14 protein-coding genes and 1 tRNA gene are annotated in these 12,248 nt (G+C 66.7%); 6 read left to right on the top strand and 9 right to left on the bottom strand.

The annotated features are described in order from the left end of the window. Window positions 1-280: 280 nt before the first annotated feature. On the bottom strand, window positions 281-646 hold the full coding sequence (locus tag CR919_RS11170; protein WP_099820079.1) for a DUF6164 family protein: 366 nt from the start codon (window positions 644-646) through the stop codon (window positions 281-283). Between the two features lie 68 nt (window positions 647-714). Between CR919_RS11170 and CR919_RS11165 the strand changes: the two genes are divergently transcribed. Then, the gene (locus CR919_RS11165) at window positions 715-1,149 is read left to right on the top strand and encodes an FKBP-type peptidyl-prolyl cis-trans isomerase (protein WP_099820078.1); all 435 of its coding nucleotides are present in this window, start codon (window positions 715-717) and stop codon (window positions 1,147-1,149) included. Continuing rightward, window positions 1,136-2,383: a TIGR03862 family flavoprotein gene (locus CR919_RS11160; protein ID WP_099820077.1), complete on the top strand. Its 1,248-nt coding sequence runs from the start codon at window positions 1,136-1,138 to the stop codon at window positions 2,381-2,383. Before CR919_RS11165 ends, CR919_RS11160 begins: the two co-directional genes overlap by 14 nt. Before the next feature lie 25 nt (window positions 2,384-2,408). Here CR919_RS11160 and CR919_RS11155 read toward each other — a convergent pair whose 3' ends face one another. The 5 genes from CR919_RS11155 to CR919_RS11135 form a co-directional block, all read right to left on the bottom strand. Further along, entirely contained in the window at window positions 2,409-2,870 is a 462-nt protein-coding gene (locus CR919_RS11155; protein WP_099820076.1) for a GNAT family N-acetyltransferase, read from the bottom strand. Window positions 2,871-2,931: 61 nt separating this feature from the next. Beyond that, window positions 2,932-4,554, bottom strand: coding sequence for an FMN-binding glutamate synthase family protein (locus CR919_RS11150; protein ID WP_099820075.1), 1,623 nt, complete (start codon window positions 4,552-4,554; stop codon window positions 2,932-2,934). Window positions 4,555-4,599: 45 nt separating this feature from the next. After that, complete coding sequence (locus CR919_RS11145; protein WP_099820074.1) at window positions 4,600-5,886, bottom strand: nucleotide sugar dehydrogenase; 1,287 nt, start codon at window positions 5,884-5,886, stop codon at window positions 4,600-4,602. Between the two features lie 112 nt (window positions 5,887-5,998). Continuing rightward, window positions 5,999-6,451 carry a BLUF domain-containing protein gene (locus CR919_RS11140; RefSeq protein ID WP_240196353.1) on the bottom strand — a complete coding sequence of 151 codons (453 nt, stop codon included), beginning with the start codon at window positions 6,449-6,451 and terminating at the stop codon, window positions 5,999-6,001. A 58-nt stretch (window positions 6,452-6,509) separates the two neighbouring features. Then, window positions 6,510-7,493: a TraB/GumN family protein gene (locus CR919_RS11135; protein ID WP_165787266.1), complete on the bottom strand. Its 984-nt coding sequence runs from the start codon at window positions 7,491-7,493 to the stop codon at window positions 6,510-6,512. 157 nt (window positions 7,494-7,650) lie between these two features. Between CR919_RS11135 and CR919_RS11130 the strand changes: the two genes are divergently transcribed. Together CR919_RS11130 and CR919_RS11125 are read left to right on the top strand one after the other, a co-directional pair. Then, window positions 7,651-7,737: transfer RNA gene (locus CR919_RS11130), tRNA-Leu, on the top strand. A gap of 176 nt (window positions 7,738-7,913) precedes the next feature. Further along, a complete protein-coding gene (locus CR919_RS11125) occupies window positions 7,914-8,393 on the top strand; it encodes a hypothetical protein (protein WP_099820072.1) in 480 nt (159 codons plus the stop codon). Window positions 8,394-8,402: 9 nt separating this feature from the next. On the opposite strand, the gene hemN is transcribed toward CR919_RS11125, so the two are convergent. Then, entirely contained in the window at window positions 8,403-9,812 is a 1,410-nt protein-coding gene (gene hemN, locus CR919_RS11120) for an oxygen-independent coproporphyrinogen III oxidase (protein ID WP_099820210.1), read from the bottom strand. Between the two features lie 44 nt (window positions 9,813-9,856). Continuing rightward, complete coding sequence (locus CR919_RS11115) at window positions 9,857-10,297, bottom strand: group III truncated hemoglobin (RefSeq protein ID WP_099820071.1); 441 nt, start codon at window positions 10,295-10,297, stop codon at window positions 9,857-9,859. A gap of 180 nt (window positions 10,298-10,477) precedes the next feature. Between CR919_RS11115 and CR919_RS11110 the strand changes: the two genes are divergently transcribed. After that, a complete protein-coding gene (locus tag CR919_RS11110; protein WP_099820070.1) occupies window positions 10,478-10,762 on the top strand; it encodes a hypothetical protein in 285 nt (94 codons plus the stop codon). Continuing rightward, a complete protein-coding gene (locus CR919_RS11105) occupies window positions 10,759-11,808 on the top strand; it encodes a 4Fe-4S dicluster domain-containing protein (protein ID WP_099820069.1) in 1,050 nt (349 codons plus the stop codon). The genes CR919_RS11110 and CR919_RS11105 overlap by 4 nt, the downstream gene beginning before the upstream one ends. Window position 11,809: 1 nt before the next feature. On the opposite strand, the gene CR919_RS11100 is transcribed toward CR919_RS11105, so the two are convergent. Then, a complete protein-coding gene (locus tag CR919_RS11100) occupies window positions 11,810-12,046 on the bottom strand; it encodes a hypothetical protein (RefSeq protein WP_025875165.1) in 237 nt (78 codons plus the stop codon). Between the last annotated feature and the right edge of the window lie 202 nt (window positions 12,047-12,248).

The raw sequence follows: 12,248 nt of genomic DNA, 5'->3' as shown, positions 1-12,248 counted from the left end.
CATTTTACCGCCTGACCGCCCCCATCGACAGATTCACGGGTCGGAGCCCTCTGCGCAGCAGAGGGATCCGACCCCGCAGATCACGGGAACTGTCAGAGGCGGGGGCGGTGTGGGCAGGAGGGGGCGCAGAGCGCCATGGATGGCGCTCTACGAGGCACGCAGGAGCAGCTTTTGCCGTCCCCCGCCTGCCCACACCGCCCCGCCCTCCACGGAACGCCCGCTGTTGCTGTTGCTGTTGCCGTTGCTTCTGCGGGTGCCGGGTGCAACCCGGCCGAACCCCCTACCCCCGCAGCAGCATGAACGGCAGCAGCACCAGTGCCGCCGCCACCGCCATGCCCAGCAGCACCAGCACCACGAACGCAGGGCGGCGCCGGAACAGGCTGCCGAAGGTCTCGGCGGTGCCATCGCGCAGGGCCTGCTCGCGCTCGGCGCGCACCCGTACGCCGCGGGCCGCCTGGTACTCGGCCATCAGCGCCTTGGCTCGCGGCTGGTCGGCATCCTCGCGCAGCCACAGGCCGCCATTGGAGATGCCCCAGGGACTGGGTTCGGTGCGGTACCAGGCGATGCCGTGCTGGTCGAGCAGCGTGCAGACATCGGCATACTCGTCGTTGCCGACATTGCGCAGATTGAGCAGGAGTTTTGCCATGTGCCCATGATACCCGGCGCCGATGCGCTAACCTTGCCGCCCTTGACTCATCACCCACGGAGACGCCGATGCGCCGCCTGCTGCTTCCCCTGCTGCTGTCCCTCGCCGCCGTTGGTTGCTCGTCGGAGCCGCCTGGCCCGCCGCCGGGAGGCACCATCGCCGCTTTCGAGCGCATCGATACCCAGCCCGGCAGCGGCGCCGAGGCCGTGCCGGGCCAGAAGGTCAGCGTGCATTACACCGGCTGGATCTACGACGAGCGCGCCGACAACAAGCACGGCAAGACCTTCGACAGTTCGGTCGAACGCGGCGAGCCGTTCACCTTCACGCTGGGCGCCGGCCAGGTCATCCGTGGCTGGGATGAAGGCGTGGCCGGCATGAAGGTCGGCGGCAAGCGCACGCTGATGATTCCGCCGGAATTCGGCTATGGCGATCGCCAGGTCGGCCCGATCCCGGCAGGTTCGTCGCTGGTGTTCGATGTCGAGCTGCTCAATGTCCAACAGTGACGTACTCCCGCCGCGTCGCGTCGCCGTCATCGGCGGCGGCCCGGCGGGTCTGTTTGCCGCCGAACGGCTGCGCGCGGCCGGACTCGACGTTGATCTGTACGAGGCCAAGGGCTCGCCGGGCCGCAAGTTCCTGATTGCTGGCAAGGGTGGGCTCAACCTCACCCATTCCGACCCACGCCCGCTGTTCGACAGCCGCTACCGCGAGCAGGCCGCCAATGTTGGCCATTGGCTGGACGGCTTTGACGCACAGGCGCTGCGCGACTGGGCAGCGGGCTTGGGTGTGGAAACTTACGTCGGCAGTTCCGGCCGCGTGTTTCCGGTCGACCGCAAGGCCGCACCGCTGCTGCGCGGCTGGGTTCGCCGGCTGAAGGAACAGGGCGTGCGCCTGCACGTCAACCATCGCTGGCTGGGCTGGGGCGAAGACGGCGCACTGCGCTTTGCCACCGAAAACGGGGCATTGGACGTGCGCGCCGACGCGACCGTGTTGGCGCTGGGTGGCGGAAGCTGGCCGCAGCTCGGCAGCGACGGCGCATGGGTTCCGGCATTGCAGGCCCGCGCCGTGGATATCGCGCCGCTGCAATCGGCCAACTGCGGATTCGACGTTGCCTGGACACCGTTCTTCGCGCAGCGCCACGCGGGTGCACCACTGAAGCCGATCGTCGCGCATTGGCGTGACCTCGACGGTGAGCCCCGCTCGCTGCAGGGCGAATGCGTGGCCAGCGAGTACGGTATCGAAGGCAGCCTGATCTATGCCCTGTCGGCCGACCTGCGCGACACCATCAACCGCGACGGCCACGCCACGCTGTGGCTGGACCTGGTGCCGGGCCGCGACGAGGCGCGCCTGCAGGCAGATCTCTCGCAGCCGCGCAAGGGTCGCAGCTTCGGCGAACACCTGCGTCGCCAGGCGGGGCTGGACGCAGTAAAGACTGCACTGGTATTTGAAACACTGGGCAAGGATGCCGGCAATGATCTGGCCGCCGTGATCGCCACGCTGAAGCGCCTGCCGCTGCGCCTGCTGCGCCCGCGGCCGATGGCCGAGGTGATCAGCACGGCCGGTGGCGTGCGCCTGGGTGCGCTGGACGACGGCTTGATGCTGCGTGCCTTGCCGGGGGTGTTCTGCGCGGGAGAAATGCTGGACTGGGAAGCACCGACCGGTGGCTACCTGTTGACGGCGTGCTATGCCAGCGGACTGCGCGCGGCAGAGGGCGTGACGGCGTGGTTGGCCACGCGCTGATCCACCCGCAGTAGCGCCGGGGATATCAGGCCGGCCGGCGCATCTTCACCGACGCCAGCGCTACGCCACTCGGGTGCGGATACAGTTCCTCACGTTCGGCGACAAAGCCCTGCCGCTGGTAGAACGGCACGGCATTGAGCGAGGCCGACAACACCACCTCGCGTGTTGGATCGGCCATCGCCAGCAGCCGCTGCATCAGCGCCTGGCCAACCCCCTGCCCGCCCTGAGCCGGATCAACGAACAGCGCGTCGATCTCATTACCCTCGACATCGAGCACACCGAACCCCAGCACGTCGCCCCGATCATCCTCGGCGACGACACAGCCGCCCTGCCCCAGCAACCGCGAGTACTGCACCGGCGGTGGCGATGCCGACCACGGCGCGATCACCTCTGGCGGATAGTGGCTGCTGCACAGCTCGCGTACGCAACGCGTACGCAATGCCCACAGCGTGCTCACATCATCGTTGGTGCCGGTCCTGAACTGCATGCAATCTCCGTATGTTTCTGGCTTTCGTACAGCCGAGCACCGGCTCGGCTCTACTACGCGATCATCGCGATTTGCTGGCCCGCAGCGCCTGGATCTTCGGCGGCGGCTGGAAGGAATCACTGCGCGCATCGGCCCAGAACGAATGGAACACCGCGTGGTCGGGCACCTTGTGCAGCAGCTCGCCCGGCTCCAGGTAGCGGTACAACGAGGCCAGTGAACGGATCTCGACCGGCGACACCCGGCGCAGGATGTGTTCCGGGCCAAGCTCGGCCGGATCGTTCAAGCCCGCCGCACACAGCAGCTCCTTCAACGCATGCAGGGTGTGCTCGTGGAAGCTGTACACGCGCGTGGCCTTGTCCGGTGCATCCAGATGCTTCCAGCGCGCCGGATCCTGGGTAGCGATGCCGGTCGGGCACTTGTCGGTATGGCAGCTGAGCGACTGGATGCAGCCCAGCGCGAACATGAAACCGCGCCCGGCATTGCACCAGTCGGCGCCCATCGCAATGGTGCGGGCGATATCGAACGCGCTGGTGATCTTGCCGGCCGCGCCGATACGGATGTGCTCGCGCAGGTCCAGGCCCACCAGGGTGTTGTGCACCAGCAGCAACGCCTCGTGCATCGGCACACCCACGTGATCTACGAACTCGGCGGGTGCCGCACCGGTACCGCCTTCGGCGCCGTCGACGACGATGAAGTCAGGCAGCAGACCGGTCTCGTGCATCGCCTTGGCGATGCCGAACCATTCCCACGGGTGGCCGATGGCCAGCTTGAAGCCGACCGGCTTGCCACCGGACAGCTCGCGCAGGCGGGCGACGAACTGCAGCAGTTCAACCGGCGTGGAGAACGCCGAATGGCGCGAAGGTGACACACAGTCCACGCCCATCGGCACGCCACGGGTCACCGAGATCTCGGCCGTCACCTTCGGCGCCGGCAACACGCCGCCGTGGCCGGGCTTGGCACCCTGCGACAGCTTGATCTCGATCATCTTGACCTGATCGTGGTTGGCATTGGCAACGAAGCGTTCCTCGCTGAAGCCACCCTTGTCGTCGCGGCAGCCGAAGTAGCCCGAGCCGATCTCCCAGACCAGGTCGCCGCCCATCTCACGGTGATAGGGCGAAATCGAGCCTTCGCCGGTGTCGTGGTAGAAGCCACCCCGGCGCGCGCCTTCGTTCAATGCGCGGATCGCGTTGGCCGACAGCGAGCCGAAACTCATCGCCGAGATGTTGAACACGCTCGCCGAATAGGGTTTGGCACAGTTCGCACCGATCAGCACGCGGAAATCGTGCTTGGCGATGGTGGTCGGCGCCAGCGAATGGTTGATCCATTCGTAGTCCACCGCGTAGGTGCTGCGCAGGGTGCCGAAGGGCACCGTGTCCATCTGGTTCTTGGCACGCTGGTAGATCAGCGCGCGCTGCTGCCGCGAGAACGGCACATCTTCCAGATCGCTCTGCACGAAATACTGGCGGATCTCCGGACCGATGGATTCCAGGCCGTAGCGGAAGTGCGCCATCACCGGATAGTTGCGGCGCAGGGTGCTGCGCTTCTGCAGCAGGTCCCAGGTCCCCAGCGCCACCATCGCGGCTGTAAGGCCGACGCCCCAATACCAGGCCGGCCAGATCGTGGCCAGCCACAGGCAGATCGGAAACATCAGGATGGCGAGCAGGTAGACGATATACCGGTGCATGGCGTTCCTCGGTTGCAACTGCCCCCGAGTCTACCGCGCAAGCACCTACAGGCGATCGTCGACCACGCTGCGCGGCCAGGCAGACTTCACGTCGTAGACCAGTCCAGCGGGTGCCAGCAGACTGCGGATGTGGGCAATGTCCATCGCCTTGAAGCGCTCATGCGCCACCGCCAGCACCACCGCGTCGTAGCTGCCGGCCACCGGCTCGGCCAACCAGTTCACACCTTCGTCCGCCAGTGCGGCCGGCCCCACCCAGGGATCGCTGACGTCCACCTGCGCGCCACTGTCGGTCAGCCGTTGCGCCAGTTCCAGCGCGCGGCTGTTGCGCAGGTCCGGGCAATCCTCCTTGAAGGTCACGCCCAGCACCAGGATGCGCGATTGCGCCGGCGCACGACCTCGCTCGGCCAGCATCGCCAACACACGGGTAGCCACATGTTCGCCCACCCGGTTGTTGACCTGCCGCGCGGTATGGATCAGGTCAGGGTGGTAGCCCATGCTTTCGGACTTGTGCAGCAGGTAGTACGGGTCCACGCCGATGCAGTGGCCTCCCACCAGCCCCGGACGGAACGGCAGGAAATTCCATTTGCTGCCTGCGGCGTCGAGCACATCCTGGGTATCGATGCCGAGACGATCGAAGATCAGGGCCAGCTCGTTGACCAGCGCGATGTTGACGTCGCGCTGGATGTTCTCCACCACCTTGGCCGCTTCGGCGACCCGCATCGACGGCACCGGGAACGTACCGGCGGTGATGATCCGCTGGTACAGGCCATCGACCACCACCGCCACTTCCGGCGTTGAACCGGACGTGATCTTGCGGATGTCGGCCAGGCGCCGTTGGCGGTCGCCGGGGCTGACCCGCTCGGGACTGTAGCCGCAGTAGAAATCCTCGTTGAAGCGCAGGCCCGAGCCCTGCTCCAGCAACGGCACACAGACTTCTTCGGTGGTACCCGGGTAGACGGTGGATTCGTAGATCACCAGGTCACCGGCGCGAAGATGGCTGGCGATCAGTCGCGTCGCCGAGCGCAAGGGTTCCAGATCGGGCTGCTCGTAGGCATCGATCGGCGTGGGCACGGTGACGATGTAGATGTTGCAGGCGTCCAGCTGTGCCGGATCGCTGCTGTAGCGCAGCAGCGACGCGCTGGCCAGTTCGTCCGGCTCCATCTCCAGCGTGTGGTCCTGCCCGCCGGCCAGTTCGGCGATGCGTGCGGCATCGATGTCGTACCCCAGGGTGGGCAGTTGGCGGCCGAAGGCCACCGCCAACGGCAGCCCGACGTACCCCAGGCCGATGATGGCCGGAGACGGCATCTGGGCTGCGCCGATGGGCGCGCTCATGCGCGGCGTCCGGCAGCTGGCGACGGGGTCCACTGGGTCATGCGAGGGTCCGGGTGCAGGCAATCATGCCGACAAGGTTAACCGCGGCGGCGGCGGCAGACCACGCCCCGGATCAGGATCCGAGGCTGACGGCAGCCGGCTCGAGCTCGCCGTGGCCCCCGGTCCAGGCCCGCAGCAACAGGCAGAAACCGTGGTCCAGATGGTTCTGTTCCAGGCTGAAACCGTGCCACGGGGCCGCTACGATGCTGGCCAGCGTCGCCGGATCCACATGCCGGTTGGCCATCGTCCAGCGCGGGAACCAGCGGGTCGCGATCGGGCCTGCGGCAAGCTGGACGACGCTGCCGTGGCGCCGCGCGTTGCTGATGCGCGCGTGCACCGAGGCCAGACCATCCCGCGGACCTTCGATGTACTGCAGGAAACGGCTGCCATCGAACATCAGCACCCCGGTGACTCCGGCCATGCGATTGAAGGCGGTCGCATCGGCCAGCAGCGCATCGAGCTCGGGCACGTCCAGTCCCTCCCTGGCCGTGCTGACATAGGCATACGCATGCAACGGCATGTCCATCACTCCCCTCCTGAGTGCAGAGGAATATGACAGGAAGCACGAGGACTTCAAGCGTTGGTTATTCCGGCGGCGCCTCTACCTGGTAGCCGCGCTGCACCAGCGCGTCCAGATAGCCTTCGCCCAGCAGCAGGCTGACCGGCACCGTCGCGAAGGTGCCCGCATGATGGGCCAACGCCGCATCCACGCCCTGCAGCCAGCGCGTGCGCACCTGCTGCGGCATGTCGCTCCAGCCGCGCCTGCGCACGAAGGCCGAATCCTGCAGCAGTTCGCGGCAGGTCTGCGCCATCGCCGAAGCCGACAGCCGACGCAGTGCAGCGACATCGCCGAGTGCCCAGGCATTGGCCCGCTCACGCAACACCGGTGCCTGGAATTCCACGGTGTCGAGCGTGCGTTCGAAGCATGCGCGGTCATCGACTTCGGTGGCCTGCAGTTCCTTCAACGTGCCACGGATGTCGTCGACCTTCAGCTTCACCTGCACGTCTTCCGGCTTCAGGTCGCGGGCCTTGTAGGCGCGCCCGAGCGCTTCCTTCACCTGCTTGCCGTCGCGCAGGCCGTTGCGCTTGAGGAACGCCTGGTACAGGCGACCGGAGGCCACCAGCGGACGGTCCTTTTCCACGCCACGGTCATTGCCCAGGTAGGTCTGTTTCAGCCCCAGCCAGCGTGCGTACGTTGCCGCCGGCAGGATCTGATCCAGCGTGCGCCCCTGCGGATCGCGCGCGGTCTTCATCGCCAGCGGCAGCAGGGTCAGGCCCTTGAACACACCGATCTTCGCATCCAGGCTGAAACCGGGATCGCCCAGCACATGGTCGACACCGGCGATGGTCCGTTCGACTTCATCCGAGCGCCATTGCACGCCGCTTGGCAACGGCGAGACCGTCCCCAGGATCCACAGCACATGCCCCTGTGGAGCGGTGACCTTCCAGAGGCCGGGGCCGGGTTGTTCACCGGTGACCTGCACCGTGTCCATGTCCACCACCGGGCCCGTGGGCGCTGGTACCTGCTGCGCGGCGGCAGAGCCTATCGCCAGCATCAGCCCCAGCATGGCACTGCATCCGATCCATCGCCTGCCACCACGTGCACGCATATCGCCATTCCCGGAAACGTTGGCGGACTGTACCCAGCCCCGCGCCCGACTGCGTAAAAGCAGCGTTAGCCGGCGGCAGCGGCGGCGATTCCGTTACAATCGGCGCGCGCTGCAGGCCCGGATGGCGAAACTGGTAGACGCATCGGACTTAAAATCCGCCGGGGGCAACCCCATGCCGGTTCGATCCCGGCTCCGGGCACCACCCAATCACGCATCGATGCCCCCGCACCAGGCCCGCGCATCGCTGTTTTTACAGCAGCCCACCGAAAGGGATGCGACCATTCGGCTGCCGTCGCTGCGTTCGAGACGGCTTCAGGCCGGCATGGCAGAATCGGACGCGCCGCCCCGGCCGCCGAACGACGCATAAGGAGATCCCCCATGAAGTGGATATGGCTCGCATCATCGCTGGCGCTGGTCACGCTGCTCGCGCAGGCCACCGCGCCCGCATCGGCACAGAGCCGTTCGGACAGCCACCGCAACCTCGACGGAAGTCGGGATATCCGCAACAGCGACGGATCGTCCAGCCGCATCAAGCGCGATCTGTCCGGCCGCGAGATCGCCGAGCACAGCAACGGCAGCCGCTCGACCACCACCACCGATCTGAGTGGCCGCAAGCGCACCACCCACAGCGATGGCAGCTACTCCAACAGCAGCACCGACCTGAGCGGCAACATCCGCACCGAGTACAGCAACGGCGCCTACTCCGTCAGCAAGCGTGACCTGAGCGGCAGGTGGCGCACCGAATACAGCGATGGCTCCTACTCGACCAGCGTGCGCGATCTCAGCGGCAACTGGACCACCACCTCCAGCGGCGGCATGGCCGCGCGCCACCCCGAACGCGGCGTCGGCAAGCGCTGAGGCCTGCGCTCAGATCGCCCGCGAGTAGCGCGGCTGCTCCTGGGCGACACGCAGATAGGGATCGAAGCACATCGCCAGCAGGCGCAGCAGCGGCCGCCCCGGCTCGCTGGTGCGCACCACCCCATCGCGGTACTCGGCCAGGCCATCCTGCTGCAGGCGCTGCACGGCCTGCAGGTCTTCGGCGAAATAGGTTTCGAAGTCGACGCCATGGCGCTGGGCCAGTGACGTGCCATCCACTTCACCCTGGCACATCAACTGCTGTATCAACTCGGCGCGCAGCTCGTCGTCGGCACTGAGCGCGACGCCGCGCCAGACCGGCAACTGTCCCTGGTCCACCGCGTTTTCCCACGATGGCAGGTCGCGCGGATTCTGGCTGTAGGTGGCACCGATGTGGCTGATCGCACTTACGCCGAGGCCAAGCAGATCGGTGTCGGCGTGGGTGGTATAGCCCATGAAGTTGCGATGCAGCTGGCCGGCGCGCTGGGCACGCGACAGATCTTCTTCCGGCAATGCGAAGTGGTCCATGCCGATGTACTGGTAGCCGGCCGCGGACAGGCGCTCCACCGCCAGGCCGAGCAGCGCCAGCTTGTCTTCCGGCGACGGCATGCGGCTTTCGTCGATCTGCCGCTGCGCGCGGAACAGGTGTGGCAGGTGCGCGTAGCCGTACACCGCCAGTCGATCCGGGCGCAGCGCCAGCACCAGTTCCAGGGTGCGGCCGAAGCCCTCCAGGCTCTGGCCGGGCAGGCCGTAGATCAGATCGACATTGACCGAACGCATGCCGCTGTCGCGGCACGCGCGCAGGATGTCCAGCGTCTGCCGCACGCCCTGCACGCGATTGATCGATTCCTGCACCTGCGGATCGAAATCCTGCACACCCAGGCTGGCGCGGTTGAAGCCGAGCCGGGCCAGCATCGCCACGTCGCTGGTGTCGATGAAACGCGGGTCCAGTTCAATGGAAAAATCACGCTGCGAGGAATCGCTGAAATCGAAGCGCCGGCGCAGGCCTTCGACCAGCGCCGTCATCGCATCGGCATCCAGGAAATTCGGCGTGCCGCCGCCGAGGTGCAGCTGGATCACTTCACGGCCGTCGGCGAACTGCGGTGCCAGCAGGTCCGCCTCGGCCAGCACGCGTGACACGTAGCTGTGGCCACGTCCGCGGTCGCGGGTGATCACCCGGTTGCAGCCACAGTAGAAGCAGGGGCTGGAGCAGAACGGCACATGGACGTACAACGACAGCGCGCGCGCCAGCGGGTTGCTGTCGGCGATCGCCTGGCGCAGCGCCGGCGCATCGAAGCCGTCATGGAAGTGCGGCGCGGTGGGATAGGAGGTGTAGCGCGGGCCGGGCCGGTCATGCCGGCGCAGCAGATCGGGATCGAAGGTCCAGGCCAGGCCACCGGCAGCGGGAGAGAACGTGTCCATGGCGCCAGCATCGCGCCAAGCCAGGCGGTGCGCCTTGACCCAGATCAATCCTTGGCGGGGACGCCCAGCACCGGCAGCATGACCTGCGGCCAGCGCAGCATCTGGTAGCGGCGCCAGAAGGTCTCGGCGATGCGGGCGGCCACATCGTCGGCCAGCGCCTGCATCGGCGGGTTGTTGCATTCGGCGGTGGTGATGTGGAACAGCACCAGCCAGCGATCAAACAGATCCTTTTCCAGATCGATTGCCATGTGCTTGGACATCGGCGAGCCCTTGAACCTGCGCGTCCCGCGCAGCATCGCCGACCAGAAATCCACGAGCTGGGCGAGGTGTTCGGGCCAGTCTTTGACGTGGCCTTCGAACACCGGCCCCAGACGCTCCTCGTCACGCACGCGCGCGTAGAAATCGTGAACCAGCCGGGTCACTTCCTCCTCGCTGCACAGCTCTGGTGAAGCAACGGGAATATCGGTCTTGGGCGTTGCGTTCATCAGGGCACCAAATGCGGATCGGCAGTGTGCCGCAGGCCGCCACCACTACTGTTGATCCAGATCAATGTCAGCGCACTGCGGCGCACCTAGGCTGACACGCCTGCAGGAAGCATGCCCTGCGGATGCTGCGCCAACCACGGCGAAGTATACGCGCCGCCCTCTTCTTCGACCCGAACCCGCATGAACACACCGTCTTCCAGCCGCCAGCGGCTGATCCAGCATTGGGGCGCAGTCCTGTGGCCCAGCTTCATCGCCGCCGGCCTGGCCTGCGTGGTGTTCTTTGCGTTCGTCGATCCACTGCGGCTGCAGGCGATCAGCTTCCCGGGTACGGCCATCAGCCGTGAGCTGGGCTACACCGCAGGGTTCTTCATGTTCTGGGCCGTCACCGCACTTTCCAGCGCGGTGACCGGCTACCTGCTGCGGCCGATGCCGAACGACGAGGACGAGGAGATGCCGCTGGGATGAGCATCATCGCTTCGCCGCCACCGCGCCCGTGGCATTGGCGCCGCACCCTGGGCCTTGCGCTGCTGGTCCTGTTCCATGCGCTGCCGTGGCTGCAGTGGGATGGCCGGCAGGCCCTGCTGCTGGACCTCGACGCACGCCGCTTCGACCTGTTCGCGTGGACCCTGTGGCCGGATGACGTCGGCGTGCTGCTGGGCCTGCTGGCGGTGATGGCGGTGGGCCTGGCCCTGCTCACCCATCTGGCCGGCCGCGTGTGGTGCGGACATGCCTGCCCGCAGACGCTGTGGACACGGGCCTTCGACGGGATCGCGCAGGCACTGTCCCGCGCCCTGCCAGCGCAGCTGGCGCGACCGGCCACCCAGCTGGCCTGGCTGCTGCTGTCGCTGTGGACCGGGATCACCTTCGTGGGATTCTTCAGCCCGATCCGCGAACTGGTCGCCGGCGCGTTCGATGGCGGCTGGAGCGGCTGGGAGACCTTCTGGGTGCTGTTCTATGCCGCCGCCACCTGGGGCAACGCCGGGTTCCTGCGCGAACAGGTGTGCCGATCGCTCTGTCCATTCGCGCGCATGCAGCCGTTGCTGACCGACCCGCACACCCCGCGCATGCTGTATGACCCGCGCCGTGGTGAACCGCGCGGTGCGCGCCCGCCGGCATTGGGCGGCGTGCTCGGCCGCGGTCGTGGGCTGCTCGACCCGACCACCGCGCAGGACTACGTTTTCCGTGCCGCACATCCACTGCTGGCCGGACCGATGCCGACCTTCAGTGCAGATCGCCTGGGCGACTGCATCGATTGCATGGCCTGCGTAAGCGCCTGCCCGATGCAGCTGGACATCCGCCATGGCCCACAGGCCGACTGCCTGGCCTGTGGCGCCTGTCTGCAAGCATGCACCCGGCAACAGCAGCAGGCGGGCTTCGGGCCCGGCCTGATCAGCTATTGCAGCCCGCAGGTGATGGCCGGCCAGCCACGTAGGTGGTGGCGCCCCCGCACCACCGCCTTGGCATCGATGCTGCTGGCCCTGCTGGCCTGTGGCGCCTGGCGCCTGCTCTGAGTCAGCCCGGGTCGCCCGGGCGCGGCGGTACCAGCTGGGCACGACGGACGATGCCCAGTTGCTCGATGATCAGCGCCATTTCGTTGGTGACATCGGTCCGCCCGGTCCCCTGCGGAACCAGACGGTCAAGCACCTGCTGGTAGGTATCCCAGAACGCCGGACCGCATCCGTGTTTGTGATAACTGGCTTCCAGTTCGCGGCGTACCCGTTCAGCCAAGCCATGCATGCCGTATTCCATACGACCTCCGTTGGACTTGTTCTGCATCGTTGACGGTCGACCGATTCACTTGCGAGCTACTGAAAGACTCCCGGCCTTCACAACCGGTTGATGCCAATTAGTCATAGATTTCACGACACGTCAATTACAAGACGCGACTTTCGCGATTGAAATTATTAATCGTTCATGAAGGACGGTCACGAAGGAGATCGGGAATCTCCGT

This window comes from Stenotrophomonas sp. LMG 10879 (genome assembly GCF_002750935.1).
In the GTDB taxonomy this organism is placed as follows: domain Bacteria; phylum Pseudomonadota; class Gammaproteobacteria; order Xanthomonadales; family Xanthomonadaceae; genus Stenotrophomonas; species Stenotrophomonas lactitubi_B.
Note: the sequence above shows the minus strand (reverse complement) of the source record. Positions and strands in the feature narration are given on the sequence as shown.